At 71.2% G+C, this 24323-nt stretch carries 26 protein-coding genes and 1 tRNA gene; 13 read left to right on the forward strand and 14 right to left on the reverse strand.

Annotated features, from left to right (window positions below; genetic code table 11):
- The first annotated feature begins 26 nt into the window (after positions 1–26).
- On the forward strand, positions 27–773 hold the full coding sequence (locus ACZ4FH_RS16205; RefSeq protein WP_467305221.1) for a trimeric intracellular cation channel family protein: 747 nt from the start codon (positions 27–29) through the stop codon (positions 771–773).
- A gap of 145 nt (positions 774–918) precedes the next feature.
- Here the strand turns inward: ACZ4FH_RS16205 and ACZ4FH_RS16210 are convergent, their stop codons facing one another.
- Positions 919–1551, reverse strand: a complete 633-nt coding sequence (locus tag ACZ4FH_RS16210; protein WP_467305222.1) for a hypothetical protein — start codon at positions 1549–1551, stop codon at positions 919–921.
- Positions 1552–1649: 98 nt separating this feature from the next.
- Here ACZ4FH_RS16210 and ACZ4FH_RS16215 point away from each other — a divergent pair, with 98 nt between their 5' ends.
- The 4 genes from ACZ4FH_RS16215 (at position 1650) to ACZ4FH_RS16230 (ending at position 5364) form a co-directional block, all read left to right on the forward strand.
- Positions 1650–2243: a TetR/AcrR family transcriptional regulator gene (locus ACZ4FH_RS16215; RefSeq protein ID WP_467305223.1), complete on the forward strand. Its 594-nt coding sequence runs from the start codon at positions 1650–1652 to the stop codon at positions 2241–2243.
- A 284-nt stretch (positions 2244–2527) separates the two neighbouring features.
- Positions 2528–3925, forward strand: a complete 1398-nt coding sequence (locus ACZ4FH_RS16220; protein WP_467305225.1) for an FAD-binding oxidoreductase — start codon at positions 2528–2530, stop codon at positions 3923–3925.
- Positions 3926–4039: 114 nt separating this feature from the next.
- The gene (locus tag ACZ4FH_RS16225) at positions 4040–4711 is read left to right on the forward strand and encodes a hypothetical protein (RefSeq protein WP_467305226.1); all 672 of its coding nucleotides are present in this window, start codon (positions 4040–4042) and stop codon (positions 4709–4711) included.
- Complete coding sequence (locus ACZ4FH_RS16230) at positions 4708–5364, forward strand: Fic family protein (RefSeq protein WP_467305227.1); 657 nt, start codon at positions 4708–4710, stop codon at positions 5362–5364. Before ACZ4FH_RS16225 ends, ACZ4FH_RS16230 begins: the two co-directional genes overlap by 4 nt.
- 96 nt (positions 5365–5460) lie before the next feature.
- On the opposite strand, the gene ACZ4FH_RS16235 is transcribed toward ACZ4FH_RS16230, so the two are convergent.
- A complete protein-coding gene (locus ACZ4FH_RS16235) occupies positions 5461–5895 on the reverse strand; it encodes a hypothetical protein (RefSeq protein WP_467305228.1) in 435 nt (144 codons plus the stop codon).
- A 369-nt stretch (positions 5896–6264) separates the two neighbouring features.
- Between ACZ4FH_RS16235 and ACZ4FH_RS16240 the strand changes: the two genes are divergently transcribed.
- A complete protein-coding gene (locus ACZ4FH_RS16240; RefSeq protein ID WP_467305230.1) occupies positions 6265–6747 on the forward strand; it encodes a DUF4265 domain-containing protein in 483 nt (160 codons plus the stop codon).
- A 186-nt stretch (positions 6748–6933) separates the two neighbouring features.
- Here ACZ4FH_RS16240 and ACZ4FH_RS16245 read toward each other — a convergent pair.
- The 7 genes from ACZ4FH_RS16245 to galU all read right to left on the reverse strand — a co-directional run bounded on the left by ACZ4FH_RS16245 (position 6934) and on the right by galU (position 12402).
- Positions 6934–7007: transfer RNA gene (locus ACZ4FH_RS16245), tRNA-Ala, on the reverse strand.
- Between the two features lie 97 nt (positions 7008–7104).
- Positions 7105–8205 carry a divisome protein SepX/GlpR gene (gene sepX, locus ACZ4FH_RS16250; protein WP_467305231.1) on the reverse strand — a complete coding sequence of 367 codons (1101 nt, stop codon included), beginning with the start codon at positions 8203–8205 and terminating at the stop codon, positions 7105–7107.
- Between the two features lie 163 nt (positions 8206–8368).
- Positions 8369–9028, reverse strand: coding sequence for a GNAT family N-acetyltransferase (locus tag ACZ4FH_RS16255; protein WP_467305232.1), 660 nt, complete (start codon positions 9026–9028; stop codon positions 8369–8371).
- Between the two features lie 17 nt (positions 9029–9045).
- Positions 9046–9564, reverse strand: a complete 519-nt coding sequence (locus ACZ4FH_RS16260) for a MogA/MoaB family molybdenum cofactor biosynthesis protein (protein WP_385111384.1) — start codon at positions 9562–9564, stop codon at positions 9046–9048.
- A complete protein-coding gene (moaC, locus tag ACZ4FH_RS16265; protein ID WP_383647087.1) occupies positions 9561–10061 on the reverse strand; it encodes a cyclic pyranopterin monophosphate synthase MoaC in 501 nt (166 codons plus the stop codon). The genes ACZ4FH_RS16260 and moaC overlap by 4 nt, the downstream gene beginning before the upstream one ends.
- Before the next feature lie 123 nt (positions 10062–10184).
- A complete protein-coding gene (gene glp, locus ACZ4FH_RS16270) occupies positions 10185–11495 on the reverse strand; it encodes a molybdotransferase-like divisome protein Glp (RefSeq protein ID WP_467305234.1) in 1311 nt (436 codons plus the stop codon).
- 4 nt (positions 11496–11499) lie between these two features.
- The gene (gene galU, locus ACZ4FH_RS16275) at positions 11500–12402 is read right to left on the reverse strand and encodes a UTP--glucose-1-phosphate uridylyltransferase GalU (protein ID WP_467305236.1); all 903 of its coding nucleotides are present in this window, start codon (positions 12400–12402) and stop codon (positions 11500–11502) included.
- Between the two features lie 107 nt (positions 12403–12509).
- Here galU and ACZ4FH_RS16280 point away from each other — a divergent pair, with 107 nt between their 5' ends.
- Positions 12510–13094: a 5-formyltetrahydrofolate cyclo-ligase gene (locus ACZ4FH_RS16280; protein ID WP_467305237.1), complete on the forward strand. Its 585-nt coding sequence runs from the start codon at positions 12510–12512 to the stop codon at positions 13092–13094.
- Positions 13095–13293: 199 nt separating this feature from the next.
- Here the strand turns inward: ACZ4FH_RS16280 and ACZ4FH_RS16285 are convergent, their stop codons facing one another.
- Positions 13294–16044: a penicillin acylase family protein gene (locus tag ACZ4FH_RS16285; protein WP_467305238.1), complete on the reverse strand. Its 2751-nt coding sequence runs from the start codon at positions 16042–16044 to the stop codon at positions 13294–13296.
- Between the two features lie 240 nt (positions 16045–16284).
- Between ACZ4FH_RS16285 and ACZ4FH_RS16290 the strand changes: the two genes are divergently transcribed.
- The 6 genes from ACZ4FH_RS16290 to mscL all read left to right on the forward strand — a co-directional run bounded on the left by ACZ4FH_RS16290 (position 16285) and on the right by mscL (position 22320).
- On the forward strand, positions 16285–17925 hold the full coding sequence (locus tag ACZ4FH_RS16290; RefSeq protein WP_467305384.1) for a potassium/proton antiporter: 1641 nt from the start codon (positions 16285–16287) through the stop codon (positions 17923–17925).
- Between the two features lie 309 nt (positions 17926–18234).
- Complete coding sequence (locus ACZ4FH_RS16295) at positions 18235–19518, forward strand: MFS transporter (protein WP_467305239.1); 1284 nt, start codon at positions 18235–18237, stop codon at positions 19516–19518.
- A gap of 66 nt (positions 19519–19584) precedes the next feature.
- On the forward strand, positions 19585–19935 hold the full coding sequence (locus ACZ4FH_RS16300) for an FmdB family zinc ribbon protein (RefSeq protein WP_467305240.1): 351 nt from the start codon (positions 19585–19587) through the stop codon (positions 19933–19935).
- A 109-nt stretch (positions 19936–20044) separates the two neighbouring features.
- Positions 20045–20875 carry an S-methyl-5'-thioadenosine phosphorylase gene (locus tag ACZ4FH_RS16305; RefSeq protein ID WP_467305241.1) on the forward strand — a complete coding sequence of 277 codons (831 nt, stop codon included), beginning with the start codon at positions 20045–20047 and terminating at the stop codon, positions 20873–20875.
- A gap of 362 nt (positions 20876–21237) precedes the next feature.
- On the forward strand, positions 21238–21699 hold the full coding sequence (locus ACZ4FH_RS16310) for a hypothetical protein (RefSeq protein WP_467305242.1): 462 nt from the start codon (positions 21238–21240) through the stop codon (positions 21697–21699).
- A 96-nt stretch (positions 21700–21795) separates the two neighbouring features.
- The gene (mscL, locus tag ACZ4FH_RS16315; protein WP_383647129.1) at positions 21796–22320 is read left to right on the forward strand and encodes a large conductance mechanosensitive channel protein MscL; all 525 of its coding nucleotides are present in this window, start codon (positions 21796–21798) and stop codon (positions 22318–22320) included.
- Between the two features lie 44 nt (positions 22321–22364).
- On the opposite strand, the gene ACZ4FH_RS16320 is transcribed toward mscL, so the two are convergent.
- The 4 genes from ACZ4FH_RS16320 to ACZ4FH_RS16335 form a co-directional block, all read right to left on the reverse strand.
- Positions 22365–22580: a hypothetical protein gene (locus tag ACZ4FH_RS16320; RefSeq protein WP_467305244.1), complete on the reverse strand. Its 216-nt coding sequence runs from the start codon at positions 22578–22580 to the stop codon at positions 22365–22367.
- Positions 22581–22658: 78 nt separating this feature from the next.
- Entirely contained in the window at positions 22659–23036 is a 378-nt protein-coding gene (locus ACZ4FH_RS16325) for a hypothetical protein (RefSeq protein ID WP_467305245.1), read from the reverse strand.
- On the reverse strand, positions 23033–23722 hold the full coding sequence (locus tag ACZ4FH_RS16330; RefSeq protein WP_467305246.1) for a QcrA and Rieske domain-containing protein: 690 nt from the start codon (positions 23720–23722) through the stop codon (positions 23033–23035). Before ACZ4FH_RS16330 ends, ACZ4FH_RS16325 begins: the two co-directional genes overlap by 4 nt.
- Positions 23719–24321, reverse strand: a complete 603-nt coding sequence (locus ACZ4FH_RS16335) for a 4Fe-4S dicluster domain-containing protein (protein WP_383647156.1) — start codon at positions 24319–24321, stop codon at positions 23719–23721. Before ACZ4FH_RS16335 ends, ACZ4FH_RS16330 begins: the two co-directional genes overlap by 4 nt.
- Between the last annotated feature and the right edge of the window lie 2 nt (positions 24322–24323).

The raw sequence follows: 24323 nt of genomic DNA on the forward strand, positions 1-24323 counted from the left end.
CCGGTGCCGTGCCTACGGTGCATGCCATGGCCTCCCTCGTCCTCGCGTTCCAGGTGACCACCGAACTGACCATGGCGACCCGCTATCTGGACCTGGCCGGTGTCCTGGGGTGCGCGGTGCTCGGCGGGGTCATCGCCCGGCAGGAGGGCCTGGACCTCTTCGGCTTCCTCGTCGTCGGACTCCTCTCCGGTCTCGGCGGCGGCCTTATGCGCGATGTGCTCCTCCAGCACGGCACCCCGGTGGCCCTGACGGACTACGCGTACCTCGCGACCTGCTTCGCCGGCATCCTGATGTCCTTCCTGATGAACATGGGCCAGGCGGTCTGGACGCGGGCCTTCACCGTGCTCGACGCGGCGGTCATCGGCTTCTGGTCGGTCGCCGGCGTCAACAAGACCCTTCAGGCGGGCCTCGGCTGGCTCCCCGCCGTCCTCCTCGGCACCATGTCCGCCATCGGCGGCGGCGCGCTCCGGGACATCGTCCTCGGCCGCCGCCCCGCCGTGTTCGGCGGCAACGGCCTCTACGCCACGGTGGCCCTCGTCGTCTCCGGCACCACCGTCATCTGCTGGTACTCCGGCACCCCCCAGATCGGCACCGCCCTCGGCATCCCCCTCGCCCTCGCCCTGCGCCTCCTCGCCGTCCACTACCACTGGTCTCTCCCCGGCGGCCGCGACTGGCACCCGGCCGCCCGCCTCGCCGAGGTTCCGGCACGCCTGCGCCCGGAGGGCCCGCCACGACGGGGCGGCCCGTCCTCGCCCGACGACGAGGAGCCGTAGCGCCGAAGCCGGGCGCGGGGGGCTTCACGGATCGCCTCCGGGCGGCGGGCGGCGGGGGCGGCGGGTCCGCCGTCGGGCGGACGGGGCGCCGTCGGGCGGACGGGGCCGCCGCTGCCGGGCGGAGGGGGACCACCGCTGCCTGCGATCAGGCCGTCGGTCGCGGTGCCGTCGAGGAGGGGTACGCGCTCCGCTTCTTCAGCCTGACGCTCAGCAGGACGGCCGAGATCAGGAAGAAGAGGGCCCCGAGCCCCGCGTATCCGGCCACGCCCGAGATCTTGTCGCTTCCCTGGACGCCCTGGAGGACGAAGCCCGCACCGGCGAAGAGCGAGATCCCGCCGGAGAGCATCTGCGCGACCTGGCCGCCGTTGCGGCGGTTGCGGATCGCGGCGACGAGCTGCGGCGCGCCGGCGATGATCGCCCACACGCCCCAGACCGCGAGGGCCCCGGAGAGCGCGATCGAGGAAGAGATCCCGAGCGCGACGGCGACCCCGGCGCTGACCGCGACGTTGGTCCACTCCGCGGCCTTCGCGCGCCCCGTGTCCGGGTCGGCGCGCAACTGCCACAGCACGGCACCGGCGTCGAAGAGCGGATAGACGACCAGCAGGACGGTCAGCGGAGCACTCGGCCCGGACGCCTTCGCCGCGGTCGCGAACATGGTCCCCACCCAGACGGCGGCGAAGACGAAGCGCACGAAGTAGAGCGTGCGCAGCGACCGGGCGTACGCCGGTGCGGGCGCCGGCGCCGTGGACGGCTCGGTGGATTCGGTGATGGTCGGCATCGCACACCCCTAAGTAGAGTAACTAGTTCGTCTACTTAAGGACGGTAGACTACTCCGTACACCTAGGCAAGCGGCAGAGACGAAGTCGGAGAGCGCGGATGCAGCAGGAAGCCTCGAACAGCACCCGGAGCAGGCGGGGCCCCGCCACGCGCGAACGCATCCTCCAGGCCGCGAGCGAGCTGTTCTACGCGGAGGGCATCCGTGGAACGAGCGCGGACCGCATCATCGCCCGGGTGGGCATCACGAAGGTCACCTTCTACCGCCACTTCCCCACGAAGAGCGACCTCGTCGTCGCCTACCTCCAGCAGCAGGCCGCAGGAGAACGCGCATGGTTCTCCTCCCTCCGCACGGCGGGCGACCCGGCGGGCCCACTGCACGCGATCGCCGACGGCATCGGCGCCGCGAGCTGCACCCCCGGATTCCGCGGCTGCGCGTTCATCAACGCCGCCGCGGAGTTCTCGGACCCGCAGGACCCCGTCCGCGCCGTCGTCGACGAGCACCGCCAATGGATGCTGGACGAGTTCGCCGCCATCGCCACCGAGGCCGGAGCCCCCGACGCCGCCACGACCGCACGCCAGCTCATGATCCTGCGCGACGGCGCGATGGTGAACGGCTACCTCGGCCAGTCCGCGTCCCTCACGGCATCCCTCTCCGCCGCGTTCGACTCCGTGATCACCGCCGCGACCCGCTGAACGGACCACGGGAGCGGCGCGCATCAGCCCTTCACGACCACCCACGACCACCCCGCCAAGATCATCAAGGAAATTAGCCACGGCACCCCGGCCGAGGGGTCCGGCGCCCCAAGTCCCCCCGGTCCCCCCACCCCTGGCGCCGAAGGAGAGGTACCGGCAGGGGCCACCAACACCCGGATCGCGAAGCCCGGCAGCCCCACACCTCGCCCCTCAATGTGACCTGCGTCACACTGAAACAGTGATGTCGAGGTCCCGAACCGGGGACCGCTCAGAGGTGTTCGACCATGACCAGCATCGACGCAACGGCACTCGCCGCCCTGCGCGACACCGTACGGGGACCTGTCGTGACGCCCGTGGACACGGGCTACGACGAGGCCCGCAGCCTCTACAACGCCATGATCGACCGCCGCCCCGCGGCCGTCGCCGGCTGTGTGGACGCGGCGGACGTACGCGCCGTACTCGCCTTCGCCCAGGAGTCGGGGATCGATCTCGCGGTCCGCGGCGGCGGCCACAGCGGCCCGGGGCTGTGCATGATCGACGGCGGCCTGACGCTCGACCTCTCGCCCATGCGGTGGGTGCGCGTCGACCCCGGCGCCGGCACGGTCCAGGCGGGCGGGGGCAGCCAGTTGGCGGACGTGGACCACGCGACGCACACCTTCGGGCGCGGCGTACCGGCCGGGATCATGTCGACCACCGGCGTGGGCGGCCTCACCCTCGGCGGCGGCCACGGCCATCTGACCCGGGCGTACGGCCTGACCATCGACAGTCTCGTCGCCGCCGACGTCGTCCTGGCCGACGGCACGTTCGTCACCGCCTCGGAGAAGGAGCACCCGGACCTGTTCTGGGCCCTGCGCGGCGGCGGCGGCAACTTCGGCGTCGTCACCTCCTTCACCTACCGGCTGCACCCCGTCGACACCGTGGGCGTCGCGGTGACCGTGTGGCCGGTCGAGCGGACGGCCGAGGTCCTGCGCTGGTACCGCGAGTTCCTCCCCGCCGCGCCCGACGAACTCAACGGCTTCTTCGCCCTGCTGGCCGTCCCCCCGGGCCCGCCCTTCCCGGAAGAGATCCACGGGCAGAAGATGTGCGGCGTGATCTGGTGCTACACCGGCGACCTCGCCGACGGCCGCCTGGAGGAGACCCTGGCACCGGTCAACGACCCGGCACCCCCCGCGTTCCACTTCACCAGCCCCATGCCCTACCCGGCCCTCCAGTCCATGTTCGACGACCTGATCCCCAAGGGCCTCCAGTGGTACTGGCGCGGCGACTTCTTCGACGCGATCTCCGACCAGGCGATCGAGGTCTACGAGAAGTACGGCCGCGCCCTGCCCACCGCCCTCTCGACCATGCACCTGTACCCCGTCGACGGAGCCGCCCACCGCGTCGCCCCCACCGAGACCCCCTGGGCCTACCGCGACGCCATGTGGTCCGGCGTCGTCGCCGGCATCGACCCCGACCCCGCCAACGCCGAACGGATCCGCCAGTGGTCCATCGACTTCTGGACCGAACTGCACCCCCACTCCATGGGCGGCGCCTACGTCAACTTCCTCGGCCAGGAAGAATCCACCGACCGCGTCCGGTCCACCTACCGCGACTCCTACAACCGCCTGTCCGAAGTCAAACGCCACTACGACCCCGACAACTTCTTCCACGCCAACCAGAACATCGCCCCGGCCGCGACCTGATCCCCGGCGACCGGGCCACCGAATGCCCCGGAACGACGAAGAACATTTCCCACTGACGGGGCGCCCCCTCGATATCGAGTGGAGTCAAGGTGCCTCGCCCGGCAGAGTGGGACGGTGAGTGAACTGTGGGCACGCACCCTGACGTGGGCAGATGTGGATCCGGCTCGGCATCCGTTCGAGATGGCCGACGATGCGGCGGAGGAGTTGGCGAGCCTTGTCGCACCCTTGCTGCCCAGCGTTGAAGACACTCACAAGGTTCGCCGGCGTTCGTCGGATCACGTCACCGAGTTCCTGACGGACCGGTACGGCCGGTGGGCGTGCGGCTGGAACTGGTCAGTCGGCGAGGGTGACTTCGACGGAGGCGTCGTCGAAGCCTGGTGCTGTTCATCCCATTCCATGACGACCCCGGAAGTGACTGCCCCGCTGATCGTCGAGGCCCTTCGGGAATGGCGTCGGTGGCTGGAGGACCTGGCGGAACGGTTCGCGGCTCTGGCGCCACCGGAGAACACCACGATCCCTTCGGTGGACCCCTGGTACTGGGAGCGGGCGTGCGCACGCCTGGTCACCGTGGTGGCTGACCGCACTCAGGCCGAAAGCGGCTGGTACGGGCATTGCATGCAAGTCCTCCGGTGGTTCCTCGCCTCCAACGGCCTCGCCGAGGGCCGCGCCGAGGAGATCGTCGAGAACGCGGTCGGTGGCCGGTTCGCCAGTTGGACCGAACCTGACGTCACGGTGGTCGACGCGGTGAGTTCGCGGTTCGCAGGCGGCGTGGACGACATCGGATGACCTCCGGGCCCGCCCAGCCCAAGGACAGCCTCGCCGACTGGCTGCTCATCCGGCCGGACATCTCCTGGCCGCCCTGGCGCGGCACGCCCCCTGCCCCTGGAGCACCGACCCACGACGGCTTCCGGAGCTTCTTCACGGCTACGCGAGGTGCACGGGACAGCGAGGGAACCACGCGGGTCCTGACCGCCCTCGACGTGGCCTTCGCCGACGCGGAGCAGGGCAAGCCGCTGGCCTTCGCCCTGATGGCGAAGTGGCAGCGGATCGTGTTGGGCCACGACCACGTCGGCTTCCGCACGCTATCGGCGTTCGCGAAGGGCGGACGGGAGCACTACGGTCTTGCACCCGGTACGCGGGCGCAGTTCGAGCACTGTCTGTCCGAAAGCACTCAACGGAATCCGCCCCTCCCGTCACGTGCCGCACGGACCTACCTCGACGTCCTCTTCTTCCATCCTTTCGAGGACGGCAACGCCCGCGCAGCCATGCTGGCGACGGCCTTCGTCCTGGCCCGGGAAGGTGTCGCTCTCGACCAAGTCCGCCCGCTGCAGACCACCCGCTGGGCCGACGACGCCGAAGGCGCGGCCGACCTGGCAGTGCTGCTCGGCATCCTGATCACCGCTGCGGAGCGACGCGCGTCCCGCGGAACGCCGTCATGAACGAACACGGCATTCCGCCCAACGAGCCGCTCCCTCAGGGAGAGGCCCCGACCAAAAGGAGAAACGCGATCCAATTACCCCATCCGGCGGAAATCATCAGGAAAGGGCCGAAGTTGAGGAACCAGGCGCAACAGGCATGAGCACGGTCACAAATAGCAGATGCACACACAAATAGATCAATGTAGCCGAAAAACCCCCAACCATGGGAATCGCAAACAACGGAAGGAAGAGCAAGACGCCAGCCAGGAGGCGAAATGACGCGACTTCCATGCGAGACCGAAAGCCGACGATGACCAACAGGACAATCACCGTCCACACACCCACGACTGCCAGCAAGAGCCAGGTCATGAGGATCGCCGCACCAACACCTTGCCAATACGTAGAGCCCCCTCCCTCCCCCGCCACGTCTTTAGCCGGCAGCACCAGTCCGAGCACGGGCGCCGAAACGAGGAAGGCCAGGAGATACCTCCCCAGGCACCGAATGAGCCACCAAGGGCCACCATGACGCCAGTCATCGTGAGGAATATTCATGATCAACACCCTCTCGCGCACTACCCCTCGACCCACGCATGGCTGATGCTCGAAACCAAAGGGGCCACATTTGGGCCATCGCCCGATGCCGGTCACCGATGATCGGCTAACCGTCACGGTGATTCCATTGCCGACCACAAATGGCGGAAAGAGGCCATTGACCCCATAGATCCCCATATCTTCAACGCCCTCGCGGCCATGCTTGCGCTGGCCTTCGCCCTCGCACGCGAAGGCGTCCCCCTCGACCAGGTTCGCCCAACGACCCGCTCCCGACTTCGTACCCGCAGCCGATGCCGTCGCGGGCGTCCTCGTCGGCAGACTTCATGGGCCTCGTCCCAACGGTGATCGTCCCCTCTGGATGATGGTGCTGTGACGAGCATCAGCGGCAATCACGTAAAGGTCCGCTTCCGGACGGACATGGACGAGGACGGCTGGCCGCCCGCGCCCGTCGAAAGCCTGTGGGCGGTGAACCTCGGTGACGGCACTGCGCGTTTGGACAACACGCCCTGGTTCGTACATGGAGTTGCCTGCGGAGACATCGTCGAGGTGGAGCCCGACAGCGAAGGCGCCCTCTGGGCAGGAGAGACGGTCCGTCGCTCGGAGAACTGCACGATCCGGCTGATCGTGGTGAAGGACAACGGATCGGCTGCGGCCAGGCAGAGCGTCCTGGATGCCTTCCACGAGCTCTGCACGACGGGCGAGGGCATCGAGCGGTACGGGATGGTGGCGCTCGATGTCCCACCGGAAGCGGACCTGCGACGCATCCGCAGCCTCTTGGAGCACGGCGAGGCGGAGGAGTGGTGGCAATGGGAGGAAGGGTGTGTCACCGCTGCCTGGAAGTCCACGGACTGAGTGGCCACTCCCGCCTCCGCCCAGAGGTCCGGAGATCCGCACGACCGCCAGGCACCCGTCCCCAGCAACAACCTCGTTTGGGCGCGCCTCGAACAGACCCCGGAAACGCCGAGATCCCGCCCGATCAATCAGATCGGACGGGATCTCGTGAACTCTCCTGAGCAAACTCAAGAACGTTCGTTGCAGTGGACCTGTGGGGATTTGAACCCCAGACCCCCTCGATGCGAACGAGGTGCGCTACCAGACTGCGCCACAGGCCCTTGCGACGAGTGAAACTCTAGCACCCTCCACGGGGTGGTCGGAAATCCGTTCCGCGCTGGTCAGCCGTGGCGGCGTCGCGGCGGCGGGGGGCGGGGGTCACTCGTTGGCGGCGCGGGGGCGGTCGCCCTCGTCGTACTGGTCGAAGAGGGGGGTGCGGCCGCGTTCGCGGGAGCGGCGGGAGGGGGTGGAGCGCTGGCGGGGGGCCGGGTCCACGGGGGCGGCGGAGGGCTGGGGGGCGGGTTCGGCGGAGGAGGAGCGGGCGGCGCTCCAGGTCTCCGGGTTGCCTACCTCGACGCCGCCGGTGGCGCGGGGGGCGACGGGGGCGGTGACGTAGGTCGGCAGGGGGACGGGGACGGGCTCCCAGCTGTCGCCCTGGGCCCGGCCGCGTTCGCGCTGCTGGTCGACCCACTCCGCGTGGTCCGTCTGCTCGACCAGGGCGCGGCGGCCCGCCTCCTGCGGGGAGACCGCGGGGGTGGGCTCGGGGGCGGGGTGGCGCGTCTCGGCGTCCTCGTCGGTCTCGACGGGGGCGGCGGAGGCGGACTGGTGGCGGCGGGGGCGGTTCTCGCGCAGCCGCTGGGCGGCGACCTCGGCGCGGCGGCGGTCCATGGTGAAGGCGAACCGGCGCCGTTCCTGGGCGCGCAGATGCACGATGTACGTGCTCAGCAGCACCGCGGGGACCGCGGGGGCCCAGAGGAAGCGCAGTCCGCCGACGGCCGCGACGATCGCGCCGAGCGTGAAGGCGAGGAAGAGGAGCACGGTGGTGCGCCGGCGACGGGCGAGGACCTGGAGGCGCCGGGCGCGCCGGGCCCGTTCCGCGTCGATGCCGGCGGGGCGTCCCTGACGTTTGCGTCCCGCGCGCCCCGAGGGAGCGCGCTCCGGCGTACGAGCCGGGTCGTGCACCCGTAGCTCGGTGTGCGCCGGGGGCGCGGAAAAGGCCCGGACGTCGACGGAGTCCAGGGAGTCCGTGATCTCGTCCGGGTCGGCGTCGGGCGCCGCCTCCTCGTCGGTGCGCCCCCGCAGCTCCTTGGCGTAACGGCGCTCCATCGCCGCCCGGCCGGACAGCAGCCGGATGGCGGTGCTGAAGCGTTCCGTCGGACGCGCCTCGTTCAGCTCGTCCTGCCTGCGGAGCCACATCGGCACCAAGTAGGCGGCCCAGGCCCCGACGATGACTGCGTAGATGAGGCCGCTGCTGCTCACATCTCACACCGTAGAGGGGTTTGAGTGGAGGCATCCGCCAATTGGCGCGGTGTGTCGCACGATCCGGCTGATATCACGGACTTTTTTTGTGATTGTTCGGATCAACAGTCGGTGTTTTCCTGCACCTTAGCGGTCATCACTCGATCAAATTCGAACACTTATTTTATTCCGTGGCCTGATCCGGCCCCTGCGGCCCCCGCGGGTCCTGGGGACCCTGCGCACCCGCCGGCCGCTGCTGCCGCGACCTGTGCCATCGCCGCAGCAACCCGTCCGGGGCCTCCTCCGCGGTGAGCGCGTAGATGAGGTGGTCACGCCACGCACCGTCGATGTGGAGATAACGGGGACGCAGCCCCTCCTCGCGGAATCCGAGTTTCTCCACCACCCGGCGGCTCGGCCCGTTCTCCGGGCGAATGCACACCTCGATCCGGTGCAGTCCGACCACCTGGAAACAGTGGTCCACGGCGAGCGCCACCGCGGTCGGCATCACCCCGCGCCCGGCCACCGCCTGGTCCACCCAGTAGCCCACATGCCCCGAGCACATCGAGCCCCAGGTGATCCCCGCGACGGTCAACTGCCCGACCAGCCGCCCCTGGTACTCGATCGCGAACGGCAGCATCCGGCCCGCGTTGGCCTCGGACCGCAGATGACGGACCATCTGACGGTACGTGGGACGCTGCGCCACCGGACCGCCCGGGGCCGGCGGCGGCACGGTCGCCTCCCAGGGCCGCAGCCAGTCCCGGTTGCGCCGGTTGACCTCGCGCCACACGCGCTGGTCGCGCACCTTTATCGGCCGGAGGGCGACATCGCCGTCCACCAGGATCACCGGCCAGGTCGGGACGTTCAGCTCGGGCTCCCCGGTCGAGGGTGGTCGCCGCCGCGCAACTGGTCGACGGCGTGCACCAGCAGACGTTCCAGCACCGCGAGGCCGTCGCGCACCCCGCCCGTGGAACCGGGCAGATTGACGACGAGGGTACGCCCCGCCACGCCCGCCACGCCCCGGGACAGCGCCGCCGCCGGGACCTTGTCGCGGCCCTCGGCGCGGATCGCCTCCGGGATGCCGGGCACCTCGTAGTCCAGGACCGAGCGGGTCGCCTCCGGCGTGCGGTCGGTGGGCGAGACGCCCGTGCCGCCGGTGGTCACGACGACGTCGTACGCCTCGGCCACCCCGGTCCGCAGCGCCTCGGCCACCGGATCCCCGTCCGGGACCACGCGCGGCCCCTCGACGGCGAAGCCGAGCCCGGTCAGCGCCTCGGCGATCAGCGGTCCGCCCCTGTCGGCGTAGACCCCGGCCGCGGCACGGTTCGAGGCGGTCACCACGAGGGCGCGGTAGCCGCCCGCGGCCGGTTCCGGGGCGCTCACGCGTCCGCTCCGCCGGAGGCGGGACGGCGGTAGTCGCCGGACTTGCCGCCCGACTTCGCCTCGACCCGGACGTCGGTGATGACGGCCGACTTGTCCACGGCCTTGATCATGTCGACGACGGTCAGTCCGGCCACCGACACCGCGGTCAGGGCCTCCATCTCCACCCCGGTGCGGTCCGTGGTCTTCACGGTCGCCGTGATCTCGACGGCGTCGTCGGCCACGGACAGGTCGACCGTGACACCGGAGACGGCGAGGGGATGGCAGAGGGGGATGAGGTCCGGGGTGCGCTTGGCGCCCATGATCCCGGCGATGCGCGCGGTGGCGAGGGCGTCGCCCTTGGGGACGCCCTCGCCCCGGAGCAGTTCGATGACGCGCGGCGAGACGAGGACCCGGCCGCTGGCGCGGGCGACGCGCGCGGTGACGTCCTTCGCCGAGACGTCGACCATACGGGCGGCGCCCGCCTCGTCGATGTGCGTCAGCCTGTTCTGCGTACTCAAAACCAAGTCCGCCTAGCGGGTAGGGGCGCCGGTGGCCCCGGGGCCGCACCGGGTGCGGTCCGGGGTCCGGGGGGTGTCCCCGGACGGCACAGCGGCAGACACCGTACCGCCACCGGGCGGCGGTCAGCGGAGCAGGATCACCTCGGTGTCCGCGCCGGGCTCGGCGGAGGTGACGTCCTCGGGCAGCACGATCAGCGCGTCCGCCTGGGCCAGCGCGGCGATCAGATGCGATCCGGAACCGCCGACCGGGGCGACCGTGCCGGCCTCCGCGTCGTACGTCCCGCGCAGGAACTGCCGCTTGCCGGACGGCGAGGACAGGGCCTTCCCGGTGTCCAGGGCCGCCCGCGCGGTGGGGCGGCTGACATCGGGCAGGCCCATCAGCGTGCGGATCGCGGGACGGACGAACAGTTCGAACGAGACATAGCTGGAGACCGGATTGCCCGGCAGCGCCAGCAGCGGGGTGTGGTCGGGGCCGATGGCGCCGAAACCCTGCGGTTTGCCGGGCTGCATGGCCAGCTTGCGGAAGTCCACGCTGCCGCCCGGCCCGTCCTCGTCACCCACCGAGGACAGCGCCTCCTTGACCACGTCGTACGCGCCGACGCTGACGCCGCCCGTGGTGACCACGAGATCGGCGCGGATCAGCTGGTCCTCGATGGTGGCGCGCAGCTCGTCCGCGTCGTCGGTGACGGCACCCACCCGGTACGCGATCGCTCCGGCGTCGCGCGCGGCGGCCGTCAGGGCGAAGCTGTTGGAGTCGTAGATCCGGCCGCCGGTCAGCTCCTCGCCGGGCTGCACCAGCTCGCTGCCGGTGGAGATCACCACGACGCGCGGCCGGGGCCGCACCTTCACCGTGGAGCGGCCGATCGCGGCGAGCAGCCCGATCTGCGGCGGCCCGATCACGGCGCCGGCGCGCAGCGCCAGATCGCCGGGGCGCACATCGCTGCCCCGGTCCCGGACATGGGCCCGCGCCTCCACGGGGCGGTGCACCCGCACCTCACCGGCCGCGTCCTCCGGCGCGTCGCTGTGGGCGCGCATGGTGGCGGCCGGACCGCTGCCCGTACCGCCGTCGGTCCACTCCACCGGGACCACCGCCTCGGCGCCTTCCGGCAGCGGGGCGCCCGTCATGATCCGGGCGGCTTCCCCCGGCCCGAGCCGGCGCCCGTCCCGCAGTCCGGCGTCGCCCGCCGCGACGTCCCCGACGACGGTGAGCACGGCGGGGAACTCCTCGCTCGCGCCCGCGACATCGGCGATCCGGACCGCGTACCCGTCCATCGAGCTGTTGTCGAAGGGCGGCAGGGCGATCTCCACCACGACGTCCTCGACCAGGACGCAGCCCTGGGCCTCGGGCAGTTGCAGCTCGATGGGTTCGAGCGGCCTCACCGCGGCGAGGATGTCGTCCAAGTGCTCGTCCACCGACCAGATCGTGCTGCTCAAGGTCCTACATCTCCTCCGTGACATAACTGCGCAGCCAGGTCCGGAAGTCCGGGCCCAGGTCCTCACGTTCGCACGCGAGTCTGACAATGGCACGGAGGTAGTCGCTCCGGTCGCCGGTGTCATAGCGCCGGCCCTGGAAGACAACGCCGTGCACCGGCCCGCCGACCTTGTCGTCCGCCGCGAGCAGTTGCAGCGCGTCGGTCAGCTGGATCTCGTTGCCCCGGCCCGGCTCGGTCCTGCGCAGTATCCCGAAGACGGCGGGGTCCAGGACATAGCGGCCGATGATGGCCAGGTTGCTGGGCGCGTCGGCCGGTTCGGGCTTCTCGACCAGGCCGGTGACCCTCAGGACGTCGGCCTCGGCGGTCGGCTCCACGGCCGCGCAGCCGTACTGGTGGATCAGGGCGGGCGGGACCTCCATGAGGGCGATCACGCTGCCGCCCTCGCGCTCCTGCACCTCGGCCATGCGGGTCAGCAGCGGGTCGCGCGGATCGATCAGGTCGTCGCCGAGCAGAACCGCGAACGGCTGGTCGCCGACGTGCGGTTCCGCGCACAGGACCGCGTGCCCGAGGCCGCGCGGGTCGCCCTGGCGGACGTAGTGCATGGTGGCGAGGTCGCTCGACTCCTGGACCTTGCGCAGCCGTTCCCCGTCTCCCTTGCGGGTGAGGGCCGACTCCAGCTCGTAATTGCGGTCGAAGTGGTCCTCCAGGGGACGCTTGTTGCGACCGGTGATCATCAGGACGTCGGTCAGCCCGGCGGCGACCGCCTCCTCGACGACGTACTGGATGGCAGGCTTGTCGACGACAGGCAGCATCTCCTTGGGAGTGGCCTTGGTGGCCGGCAGGAAGCGGGTCCCGAGGCCCGCCGCCGGGATGACGGCCTTGCTGATCCTGGGGTTCGACTGGGTCATGCGCAGAACCATATCCGGGGCACATGGGGGGAAGATGAGTCTCCGGTTAACTTTGTACTCATATATGACTGTACGTACGGCATGGAGGTGCCCCGTTGAACTCCGACATGTCCGCAAAGGCGCTCTTGCGGCGTGAACTGCTCGCCGCACGCGGGCGCCTGACCCCCGAGGAGGTGGCGGAAGCCGCCGAGGCCCTCGCCCGCCGGGCCCCCGGACTCCCGGAACTGGCCGGGGCCCGGACCGTCGCCGCCTACGTCTCGGTCGGGCGCGAACCGGGCACCCGCGCCCTGCTGGACACCCTGCGCGCCCGGGGCGTCCGCGTCCTCCTCCCGGTGCTCCTGCCGGACAACGACCTGGACTGGGCGCCCTACGAGGGTGCGGAGCGGCTGGAGCGCGCGGGCCGCGGACTGCTGGAGCCCTCCGGCGCCCGGCTCGGCGCCGATGCCGTGCTGGCCGCCGACGCCGTACTGCTGCCGGGGCTCGCCGTCGACGAGCGCGGAATGCGGCTCGGCCGGGGCGGCGGCAGCTACGACCGGGTGCTCGCCCGGCTCGCCGCCGCCGGGGTCCATCCGGCGCTGGTCGTCCTGCTCTACGACAACGAGGTGACCGCGCGGGTCCCCGAGGAACCGCACGACCACCCCGTGGACGCCGTGGTCACACCGTCGGGCACCCGGCGCTTCGCTGAGCGCTGATATCGAACGAGAGCGGTGCTCCGGCTTGCGGCCAGTGCACCACATTAGGAGCAGTGCCCCGAATGCGAGCGGTGCTCCGATCTGCGATCAGCGCACCACCCCCGGAGCAGTGCTCCGGCTGGCGACCGCCACCCTGACCGAGAGCAGTGCTCCGGCCGGTGACCGCCGCCCCGACCGAGAGCACCGCTCCGCCCGATGACTACGGCTTCAGCGTCAGCGTGTCCTTCGTGGAGCCGGCCACCGCGTTGGTCCCGAAGGACCAGCCGATCAGTTCGCCGTTGACCCACTTGTCGGTCTGGTCGGTGTAGTGGGCGCTGAAGGCGTGACCGGAGGCACCGGTCAGGTTGATCCAGCGGGACTTGTCCCAGTCCCCCACGTTGACGACCATCCGCATCGACGGGACCCAGACGACCTCGTAGCCGCCCGCCGCGTTCCAGCCGGTGGCGTCCACCGCGGCCTCGCCGCCGCCCAGGTTCCAGGGGCCGCGGTTGAGGAGCCGCTGGAGCAGTCCGGGGCCCTCCTTGCCGAGGGTCTGGTTCTTCAGGGTCAGCTGGTGCAGGCGGCCCCAGCTCCAGGTGGTGATGTCCTTGCCGAGCTTGGCGGTCAGCTCCCAGCGGGCGTCCTCCATGGCGCGGGCGAACAGCTCGTCGCGGCTGTCGGTCGCCTTGTCCTTGCGGTTCGCCGGGGTCTTCCACCACGCGCTGTCCGGCTTGTCCATGAGGTCGGCCACGACCTGGTACCAGCGGTCGCCGCCGTCCGGCTGGGCCGAGTCGGGGGCGCGCCGGCCGCACTCGCGGACCAGCTTCTTCTGTTCGTCGACCGGTCCGGAGCTCTTGGCCGGGGGCACGTTCAGGCACTCGCCCTCGACGCGCAGCTCCTTGGGCAGCTTGTCGCCGAAGGCCAGCTTGAGGATGTTGCGCCAGACCCCGTTGAAGTAGGCGGCGGCGGCCGAGTCGGCTTCCTGGGTGTAGTCCCAGCCCTCCAGCAGCTTCTGCGCCTCGCGGACGTGCTTGTCCGAGATGTTGATCTTCAGCAGCTCGGGCACCAGCAGCGCGGCGATCTCGCTGGTGTTGTCCATCTGCATCTTCTGCATGTCTTCGGTCGAGATCTTGCCGCCGCCCTTGATCTTCGACTCGATGAGGTCGTTGATCCGCTGGCTGCGGCTGCCGTAGCCCCAGTCCTGGGTGAGCAGGTAGGGGTAGGTGTCCTTGTCGATGACCGCCTGGTTGGCCGTGACGATGTAGCCGCGCTCGGGGTCGTACTCGTAGGGCAGCTCGTCGAAGGGGATCGGGTCCTTCTTCCAGCCGTACGAGGAGGACCAGCCGGGGCTGGGCATCGAGCCGTCGCCGGACTTGCGGACCGGGATCTTGCCGGGTGCCTGGTAGCCGATGTGGCCCTTGGTGTCGGCGTAGATCAGGTTCTGCGAGGGGACCTCGAAGTGCTGCGCCGCGGCCCGGAAGCTCGTGAAGTCCTTGGCGCGGTTGAGCTCGAAGACGGCGTCCATGGAGTGGCCGGGGTCGAGCGCGGTCCAGCGCAGCGCCACCCCGTAGCCGTCCGCGCGGTCGGGTGCCGCGTTGGTGACGGGTGCCTTCTGGCCGACCTTCTCCAGTTCGGAGCTGCGGTCGGAGACCAGGGGGCCGTTGTTCGTCTCGCGGACGGTGATGTGCCGGTCCTTGCCGCCGGCGACCTTGATGGTCTCCTCGCGGGTGGTGAACGGCTTGGTCCTGCCGTCGTACAGGTAGCCGTCCTCGGAGACCTTCTCCAGGAAGAGGTCGGTCACGTCGGCGCCGAGGTTGGTGAAGCCCCAGGCGATGTCCTGGTTGTGGCCGATGATCACGCCGGGCATGCCGGAGAACGTGTAGCCCGCGGTGTCGTACTTGCAGGTGTCCGAGACGGCGCGGCAGTGCAGCCCCATCTGGTACCAGAGCGAGGGCAGCTGCGGGGCCAGGTGCGGGTCGTTGGCCAGCAGCGGCTTGTCGGTCGTCGTGTACTTGCCGGAGACGACCCAGGAGTTGGAGCCGATGCCCGTGCCGTTCGGGCCGAGCAGGGCGGGGATCTGGTCCAGGGTGTCGGAGAGCGAGCCGAGCTGCGAGGTCAGGCCCTCGACGGCACCCTGCGCGGTGGCCGAGCCGGTGCCCGAGGACGGCTTCGCCTCGGGGTCGAACTTCCCGGTGACCGGCGAGATCCCGCCCTGGTCGACGATCGGCCGGTGCTTCTCGTACGGGTAGGGCGGGTACAGGTCCTCGATCTGCTTGGCGTCGAGCCGGCTCGTCATCAGCGAGCGGTCGATCTCGTCCTGCATGTTGCCGCGCAGGTCCCAGGCCATCGCCTTCAGCCAGGCGACCGAGTCGACGGGGGTCCACTCGGTGGGCTTGTAGTCGTTGGTGAGGCCGAGGGCGGCGTACTCGACGGAGATGTCCGCCCCGTCGCGCCCCTTGAGGTAGGCGTTCACGCCGTCCGCGTACGCCTGGAGGTTCTTCTTGGTGTCGTCGGACAGGACGGTGTCGTACTCCTCCTGCGCGACCTTGCGCCACCCCAGGGTGCGCAGGAACGAGTCCGTCTCGACCTGACCGGAGCCGAACATCTCGGAGAGGCGGCCCGCGGTCAGGTGACGGCGGACATCCATCTCCCAGAAGCGGTCCTGCGCGTGGACGAAGCCCTGGGCGCGGAAGAGGTCGGCGTCGGAGTCCGCGTAGATCTGCGGGATGCCGTAACCGTCGCGCTTCACCTCGACGTTGGCGTCGAGGCCGGGCAGCTTCAGCGTCCCGTTGGTCTGCGGGTACGAGGCGCGCACGGTGGACACCGACCAGTACGTCCCGTAACCGAGGCCCGCGACGAGCGCCAGGACCAGCACGATCACGATCAGGCGGGCGCGTCGCCCTTTCTTCTTGCCGGTCCCACCGCCGGCGGTACCGGTGGTGCCGGAAGAGGCGATTGTGTTGGCGGGCATCGCTGTCCTTCGAGGGGCAGGGTCCTGGGAGTGCAGGAGCAACCATAGGCGCAGCGTCGAGGCCGGTCCGACGCGGTATCGGGATGGTTCGAATTGCGTAGCGATCGTACGAATACTCGAACGCATCAAGAAAGCGTTAAAGATTAGGTAAGGTAACGAAGTACTGGCCGCCGGAAGTCGTTCCGGCAGGCGTACGCGGGAAAGGACCGGCCACTGACTGTCCACACGCTCAACGAACTCCTGCTCGTCTGCTCGCTCGTCCTGCTCGTCGCGGTGGCGGCGGTGCGCATCTCGTCGCGCAGCGGGCTCCCCAGCCTGCTCCTGTACCTCGGCATCGGTATCGCCATGGGCCAGGACGGGCTCTTCGACGTCAAGTTCGACAACGCGGAACTGACGCAGGTGATCGGCTACGCGGCCCTGGTCGTGATCCTCGCCGAGGGTGGCCTCGGCACGAAGTGGAAGGAGATCAGACCGGCGCTGCCCGCCGCCGCCGTGCTCTCCCTCGTCGGCGTCGGGGTGAGCGTGGGCGTGACCGCGGCCGGGGCGCACTACCTGGTCGGTCTGGAGTGGCGGCAGGCGCTGATCATCGGCGCGGTCGTCTCCTCCACGGACGCCGCCGCGGTCTTCTCCGTGCTGCGCAAGGTGCCGCTGCCCTCCCGGGTGACCGGTGTCCTGGAGGCCGAGTCCGGGTTCAACGACGCCCCCGTGGTGATCCTCGTGGTGGCCTTCTCCACCCGCGGTCCGGTCGACAGCTGGTACGTGCTGATCGGCGAGATAGCCCTGGAGCTGGCGATCGGCGCGGCCGTGGGCATCGCCGTCGGCTGGCTCGGCTCGTACGGGCTGCGTCATGTGGCACTGCCCGCCTCCGGCCTCTACCCGATCGCCGTGATGGCCATCGCGGTCTCGGCGTACGCGGCCGGCGCGATGCTCCACGGAAGCGGGTTCCTCGCCGTCTACCTGGCCGCGATGATCCTCGGCAACGCCAAGCTGCCGCACTGGCCGGCCACCCGCGGGTTCGCCGACGGGCTCGGCTGGCTGGCCCAGATCGGCATGTTCGTCCTGCTCGGACTGCTGGTCACCCCGCACGACCTGATCGACGACTTCTGGCCCGCGATCATCGTGGGCCTGGTGCTGACCGTGGTGGCCCGGCCGCTGGAGGTCTTCGTCTCGCTGGCACCGTTCCGGCTGCCCTGGCAGGAGAAGGCTCTGATGTCCTGGGCCGGGCTGCGCGGTGCCGTCCCCATCATCCTGGCGACCATCCCCATGGTGTCCGGGATCGAGGGCTCCACCCGCGTCTTCAACATCGTCTTCGTCCTCGTCGTCGTCTACACCCTCATCCAGGGGCCGACGCTGCCCTGGCTGGCCAAGTCCCTGCGGATCGCCGAGGACCCCTCCGAGGCCGCCGACCTGGGCATCGAATCGGCGCCCCTGGAGCGGCTGCGCGGCCATCTGCTGTCGGTCGCCATCCCGGCGAAGTCGAAGATGCACGGCGTCGAGGTGGGCGAGCTGCGGCTGCCCTCGGGGGCGGCGGTGACGCTGGTCGTCCGCGACGGCAAGAGCTTCGTGCCCGCGCCGGCCACCGTGCTGCGCCGCGGGGACGAGCTGCTCGTCGTGACCACCGATCCGGTCCGCGACGCCACCGAGGCGCGGCTGCGCGCCATCGGCGAGGGCGGCAAGCTGGCCGGCTGGCTGGGAACCGGAACGGGTGGGGCAGGCCCGGAAGCGCTCACCGGCCCGCATGTGGCAGGCGCGCTCAAGGCCGTCAAGAAGCTGAGCCGGAGCGAGGAGAGCAGGAAACCGGAATCCGGGAAGCGCGAGTCCGGGACCCGGAAACCGGCCCAGCGCCACTCCGAGCCGCACGAGGAGAAGGCGCACCACTGAGTCCGGTGTGCGCGGGCAGCGGCCGGAGGGACGCCGGATCCGCTGCCTGTAGCATGAAGGGACGTAATCAGGTCCGCCGGAACCACGCGTTCCGTGCGGACCGCCGCATGAACCACCAACTCTGCCTGACGCAGAGCTGGCGCGACCGTATGGCGGTCGTGGCGTCCTCCGCCTCTGCTGCGAGCGCCCGGCATCTACCGCAGTTCCGCGCGAAGAGGACAGCTCTCGGCAGCTCCCGACCGGGCCCGCACCCCCGTGCCGGTCCGCCCCGCGGGGGCACGGCCACCAGGCGGCGGAAAGGCATGGACCGTGGCGTCCACGGTCTCCGAGCGCCCCGGATACGGGCAGCTGCTGCGCACCCCGGGTGCGTGGACCTTCCTTCTGCCGGGCTTCGCCGCACGGCAGCCCTTCGCGATGCTGACCATCGGCATCGTGCTGCTCGTCCAGCACACCACCGGCTCCTACGGCAGCGCGGGCGCCGTCGCCGCCGTGACCGGTGTCTCCATGGCCCTGTTCGCCCCGCAGACCGGCAAGCTCGCCGACCGCTTCGGCCAGCGCGCCGTGCTGGTCCCCGGCGTCCTCGTGCACGCCGCCTCGGTCTCCGGGCTGACCGCGCTGGCGCTGGCGGACGCCCCGATGTGGGCGCTGTTCGCCGCGGCCGTCCCGACCGGTGCGTCGGTGCCGCAGATCGGGCCGATGGTCCGGGCCCGCTGGGCGGCCGTGCTCGGTGCGGGGCCGGGCCGGGAGGCCTCGCCGCTGCTGGCGACGGCGGCGGCGTTCGAGTCGGTGACGGACGAGTTCACGTTCGTCATCGGACCCGTGCTCGCCACCGCGCTGTGCACCGGCGTGCACCCGGCGGCCGGGCTGATCGCCGAGGCCGCCCTGACCCTGGCCGGCGGACTGCTCTTCGCCGCCCGGCGCGCCACCCAGCCGCCGGTCCGCCCGGCGCCCGCCGCCGGAGCGCCGCGCCACGCCTCCGCGCTGTCCGTCCCGGGCGTCCGGGTGCTCGCCGTGGCCTTCCTCGGGATCGGCGCGGTCTTCGGCGGGATGCAGGTCTCGCTGACCGCCTTCGCCGAGGAGATCGGCAGCCCCGGTGCGAACGGTCTGCTGTACGGGATCTTCGCGGCCGGCAACATGCTGGCCGGGATCGCCTGCGGCGCGATCGCCTGGAAGAGCGGGCCGCGGCGCCGGCTGATCGCCGGGTACACGGCGCTGGCGCTCACCGCGTCGGGGCTGTGGGCCGTGCACTCGGTGCCGCTGCTGGCCGGGCTCGGACTGCTGGTCGGCCTCTCCATCGCACCCGCCCTGATCAGCGGCTACACCCTGGTGGAGGCCCTGGTCCCGGGGACCGCGCGGACCGAGGCGTTCACCTGGCTGACGGGCTCGGTCGCCCTCGGCCAGGCGGCCGCCGTGACGGTGGCCGGACGGCTCGCCGACGCCCATGGGGCGAGCACCGGATTCCTGGTGCCGCTGGTGGGTACGGCCCTCGCTCTGGTGACCCTGGTGACGCTGCGGTCCCGGCTGCTGCCGAGGGACCGGGGGCGGACGGTGGCACGTGGGATCGGTCACCGCGGGCCGGTCACGGTGGACTGATCCCGCGGAATACGTCACTATGGAGCGTCGTTAGCACTCATCGAGTAAGAGTGCCAGGAGGAACAAGTGCCGACCTACCAGTACCAGTGCACCGAGTGTGGCGAGGGCCTCGAAGCGGTGCAGAAGTTCACCGATGACGCCCTCACGGTGTGCCCGAACTGCAACGGACGCCTGAAGAAGGTGTTCTCGGCGGTCGGCATCGTCTTCAAGGGCTCCGGTTTCTACCGGAACGACAGCCGCGGCTCCTCGTCGAGCAGCACGCCCGCCTCGACCGCCTCGAAGGGCTCCGGCTCCTCGGGCTCCGGTACGGACACGAAGTCGTCGGCCACCGCGTCGGCCTCGTCCTCCGGATCGTCCGGCTCCTCGACGTCGTCCTCGTCGTCCTCCGCCTCGTCGAGCGGTTCGTCGGCCGCCTGAGCAGCGCGCACCCCTCTTCACCTGGGACCCCTCCGAACGATTCGGTGGGGTCCCTGGTATTCCCGGCCGGGTCGGCCGCCCGCGCGGCCCAGCGCCTACTGTGGCCCGCATGGCGACCAATGCAGAGATCGGCGTGATCGGCGGCTCGGGGCTGTACTCCTTCCTGGAGGACGTCACCGAGGTCCGCGTGGACACCCCCTACGGAGCGCCCAGCGACTCCGTCTTCCTCGGTGAGATCGGCGGCCGGCAGGTCGCGTTCCTGCCCCGGCACGGCCGTGGCCACCATGTGCCGCCGCACCGCATCAACTACCGCGCCAATCTGTGGGCGCTGCGTTCGGTCGGTGTCCGCCAGGTGCTCGGCCCGTGCGCGGTGGGCGGTCTGCGTCCGGAGTACGGCCCGGGGACGCTGCTGGTGCCGGACCAGCTCGTGGACCGTACGAAGTCGCGCGTCCAGACCTATTACGACGGCGAGCCCTGGGCGGACGGCACGGTGCCGAACGTGGTGCACCTCGGCTTCGCGGACCCGTACTGCGCCGAGGGCCGCAGGGCCGCTCTGGCGGCGGCCCGCGGCCGGGACTGGGAGGCCGTGGACGGCGGGACGCTGGTGGTCGTCGAGGGCCCCCGCTTCTCGACCCGCGCCGAATCGCGCTGGCATGCCGCGATGGGCTGGTCGGTGGTCGGTATGACGGGTCACCCGGAGGCCGTGCTCGCCCGTGAACTGGGCCTCTGCTACACGACGATGACACTGGTCACGGACCTGGACGCGGGCGCCGAGGCCGGTGAGGGCGTCTCCCACGAGGAGGTGCTGAAGGCGTTCGCGGCCAATGTCGACCGGCTGCGCGCGGTCCTCTTCGACACGGTGACCGGCCTCCCGAAGGAGCGCGTGTGCGCGTGCGCGCACGCGCTGGACGGGATCGACACGGGGATCGAGCTGCCGTAGCGCGGTGCGCCGCGGACGTCCCTCCTGCGGGTGAGGGAGTTTTCCCCAAGCTGTGGACCGTCCACAGGGCTCGGCGGGAATCGTGCGGATGCCGGATCGTGGGAGCCGTGCGCCGGAGAACCGGTGGCCGGGCCCCGCGGTCCGGTTTCCGTTGTCCGGCCCGTTCCGGGCGACGGCCGCCCGGACTCCGGTCCCTGTCGCTCCCACTCCGGGCGGTGTTCGTCATGTCCTCGTACGGATCCCCTTCCACACCCCGCTCCCCCTCCACATCCTGTTCCCGCTCCACGTCCGCGCCCTCGCCCCTTCCTCCGCCCGCGGCCGCGCCCCCGCCGTGCGGGGTGCCGCCCTTTCCCCCGCTCCGGGTGCGCGGGGGCGTCGGACACCGGCTGCGGCGGGCGGTGCGGCGGCAGCGTCGGGCCCTGGCGGCCGGACTGGCGCTGACGGCGGCGGCGCTCGCCGCCTCGGGGGCGGTCGGGGGCGAGCGGGGCGACCCCGGGGGCGGGCCGAGGGCCGTGGCGGCCGGTACGGCGCCGGAGCGCGCCTCGCCCCCGGCACCGCTGGTGTCGGCGCCGGTCCGGATCGCCGACGCGGCGGCCGTACGGCTGTTGCGGCCGGGAGACCGGGTGGACGTCGTCGCGCCCGGCGCGGACGGGGCCGGGGGCCGGGTGCTCGCCGAGGGGGCCCGGGTGGACCGGGTGCCGTCGCCGGCCGGCGAGGTCTCCGGGAGCGACGGCGCCCTGGTCGTGCTGTCCGTGCCGAGGGCGACGGCCACGAGGCTCGCGGGTGCCGGGATGACGGCCGGGCTGGCGGTGGTCCTGTGCTGATTCGTACTGACGAACCATCATGTCACCTGACATCAGCCGTGAATGGGGTGGTTTCTCCCTCTACTGCCGTAAGTTTCGGAACAGTTGACTCCACTTATGGCACATGCGAAGGACGGCTCCCCCGTGAGCGAGAAGAAGAAGGTCAGTCTGCTGGAGGGCTTCAAGGCCTTCCTGCTGCGCGGCAATGTGGTCGACCTGGCGATCGCGGTCGTCATCGGCGCCGCGTTCACGAACATCGTGAACTCCGTCGTCAAGGGCGTCATCAATCCGCTCGTCGGCGCCTTCGGCACCAAGGACCTGGAGAGCTACAGCTCCTGTCTCAAGGGCCCCTGTGTGACGGACCCGAAGACGGGCGAGGCGACCGAGGGAATCCGGATCCTGTGGGGTTCGGTGCTCAGCGCCACCCTGAGCTTCCTGATCACCGCGGCCGTCGTCTACTTCCTCATGGTCCTGCCCATGGCGAAGTACTTCGCCCGCCGGGCGGACCAGGAGGCCGCGAAGGAGGGCGTGCAGGAGACCCTGGAGGTCACCGAGCTGGAGGTCCTCAAGGAGATCCGCGACACGCTGGTCGCCCAGCGCGCCGGGGGCGGCGGGCCCGCGGAGGGCGGCGCGCGGGAGTAGCGCGCCGGGGGCCGGTGCGCTGCGGCGGTCCCGGACCCGGTGGGTCAGATGTGGTGCGGCGGCTTCTCGTCGAGGAAACGCGCGAGATCGGCCGCACTGCCGGCCGAGGGGGCCCGCTCACCCCAGCCCCGGTCCGTATCGTCCGAGGACTGCTGGTCCAGCGGATCGTCGAAGACCAGGGCCGGCCGGGGCTTCGGCTCGGACCCGGCCGGTGCGTCCGGCTTCGCGTCGCGCGGGCCGGGGGCGGGGGCGGTACTCATACGTCCAGGGTACGGCCGCCGCGGGCACGGCCGCCGCGGCCCCGGGACCGGGAGCCTCCCGGCCGCCGGGGTCCCGGGTCAGCGGTCCTTCGGGTCGAGCCACCACAGCCCGAGGACGACGAGGAACGACAGGCACAGGAACCCGGCTCCCCACCAGGCGGTGCCGGTGTGGCCCTCCATCCACTCGTCGACGATGACCGTCAGCCCCCAGAGCTGGCCGATGACGACGGTCATGGCCAGGACGAGCCGGGCGGTCAGCTTCGAGGACCGTTCGGGCTCCTGGTCGGTGCCCGCGCCGGGCCCCGGGCCGGTGTGGTGGACGCGGGGGTCGCCGTAGCCGCTGGTGGGGCGGATCTGGGGATAGCGCTCGTGGACCGGCCGGTTGAGTTCCGGACGGGCGCTGCCGGGGTGGTACTCGGGATAGCCCGGGGTGCCGGGCCGCTCGGCGTCGCTCATGCCGGCCTGCCCGGGGTCTCGGGCGCGACGGCCCCGGTGCCGGTGGTGCCCGGAGCGTCGGGCGCCTCGGCACCCCTGCGCACTCCGGGGCAGCCGATCCGGGAGGCGAGGTCCGGGCGGTCGCTGCCGAGCTGGCGGCAGAGCCCGTGCTCGATGCTCTCGCCGGAGCGGGTGGTGCCGACGGCCCAGACGCTGCCGTCGGTCTGCTCGGTGAGGACGACCTTGGGCAGCCCGCGCGGCGGGGGCCCCGCGGTGACCTCGCCGGTGCGGGCGTCGAAGACGCCCTCGTGGCAGGGGCAGTACAGCTCGCCCTCGGAGCCCCGGTCCTTGCGCCACAGGACCGCGCAGGCGAGGTGGGTGCAGATGGCGGAGTAACCGACGAGGGTGCCGTCGTCGAGGCGTACGGCGACCGCGCGGTCCTCCTCCTCGGGGTAGTGGAAGGAGACGGACTCCCCGGGCAGCAACTGGGCGGCGATCCGCTTGGGCGCGGGTGCCTTGCCGTCCTCGGGGTCGCCGTGGCGGGGCAGCATGCCTCCGGCCACACCCAGGCCGCCGACGGCGAGGCCGCCGGAGACCGTGGCGACGATCCGCAGGTAGTCGCGGCGGGTGGTGAGCGAATCGGCGGCGATCCGGTCGTGGAGGGCCTCGCGGGGGTCCCCGGAGGGCGGCTGTTCGGTGACGCTCATCGGCGGACGTCCTTCCCGTTGATCTCCACGACGGGCAGGCCGCCCGGCACCGGCCACTGGACGCGTTCGGCGGGGACCACCATGGCCACGCCGGTGCGGACCTCGCTCTCGCCGAAGACGAAGCTGTCGGCGACCTGGACACCGGGGCGCTCGGCCTGGAGCTCCTCGACGGTTCCGTAGAAGAGGGCGCCGGTGGGGCAGACGGTGGCGCACATGGGGGCGAGGCCGTAGGCGGTGCGGTCGTAGCAGAGGTTGCACTTCATCTGGAGCTTCGCCTGGAGGTCGATCTTGGGAACGCCGAAGGGGCAGGCGTTGACGCAGTTGGCGCAGCCGATGCAGCGGGTGGTGTCGGCCTGCTGGACCACGCCGTCCGCGGTCACCAGGATCGCGTCGGCGGGGCAGACCTCGGCGCACGGGGCGACGGGGTCCTCGCAGTGCATGCAGACCGTGGGAAGGGAGGCGACGGAATGGCCCTCGTCGGTGTAGTCGAGGTGGATCATCGACTTGCCGCGGTGCGAGTCGCATTCGCGGCAGGCGGAGACGCAGGCCTGACAGCCGATGCAGCGCCCCGGGTCGATGAAGATCGTTCTGCCCATCATGG

The organism is Streptomyces sp. NPDC024555, from assembly GCF_055559335.1.

Coding starts and splice junctions, on each gene's coding strand:
- ACZ4FH_RS16215 (WP_467305223.1), top strand. CDS start 1,650: ATGCAGCAGGAAGCCTCGAACAGCACCCGGAGCAGGCGGGGCCCCGCC.
- ACZ4FH_RS16230 (WP_467305227.1), top strand. CDS start 4,708: ATGACCTCCGGGCCCGCCCAGCCCAAGGACAGCCTCGCCGACTGGCTG.
- ACZ4FH_RS16210 (WP_467305222.1), bottom strand. CDS start 1,551: ATGCCGACCATCACCGAATCCACCGAGCCGTCCACGGCGCCGGCGCCC.
- ACZ4FH_RS16235 (WP_467305228.1), bottom strand. CDS start 5,895: ATGAATATTCCTCACGATGACTGGCGTCATGGTGGCCCTTGGTGGCTC.
- ACZ4FH_RS16330 (WP_467305246.1), bottom strand. CDS start 23,722: ATGAGCGTCACCGAACAGCCGCCCTCCGGGGACCCCCGCGAGGCCCTC.
- ACZ4FH_RS16305 (WP_467305241.1), top strand. CDS start 20,045: ATGGCGACCAATGCAGAGATCGGCGTGATCGGCGGCTCGGGGCTGTAC.
- ACZ4FH_RS16220 (WP_467305225.1), top strand. CDS start 2,528: ATGACCAGCATCGACGCAACGGCACTCGCCGCCCTGCGCGACACCGTA.
- ACZ4FH_RS16205 (WP_467305221.1), top strand. CDS start 27: ATGGCCTCCCTCGTCCTCGCGTTCCAGGTGACCACCGAACTGACCATG.
- galU (WP_467305236.1), bottom strand. CDS start 12,402: ATGACCCAGTCGAACCCCAGGATCAGCAAGGCCGTCATCCCGGCGGCG.
- ACZ4FH_RS16325 (WP_467305245.1), bottom strand. CDS start 23,036: ATGAGCGACGCCGAGCGGCCCGGCACCCCGGGCTATCCCGAGTACCAC.
- ACZ4FH_RS16285 (WP_467305238.1), bottom strand. CDS start 16,044: ATGCCCGCCAACACAATCGCCTCTTCCGGCACCACCGGTACCGCCGGC.
- ACZ4FH_RS16280 (WP_467305237.1), top strand. CDS start 12,510: ATGTCCGCAAAGGCGCTCTTGCGGCGTGAACTGCTCGCCGCACGCGGG.
- ACZ4FH_RS16335 (WP_383647156.1), bottom strand. CDS start 24,321: ATGATGGGCAGAACGATCTTCATCGACCCGGGGCGCTGCATCGGCTGT.
- mscL (WP_383647129.1), top strand. CDS start 21,796: ATGGCACATGCGAAGGACGGCTCCCCCGTGAGCGAGAAGAAGAAGGTC.
- ACZ4FH_RS16320 (WP_467305244.1), bottom strand. CDS start 22,580: ATGAGTACCGCCCCCGCCCCCGGCCCGCGCGACGCGAAGCCGGACGCA.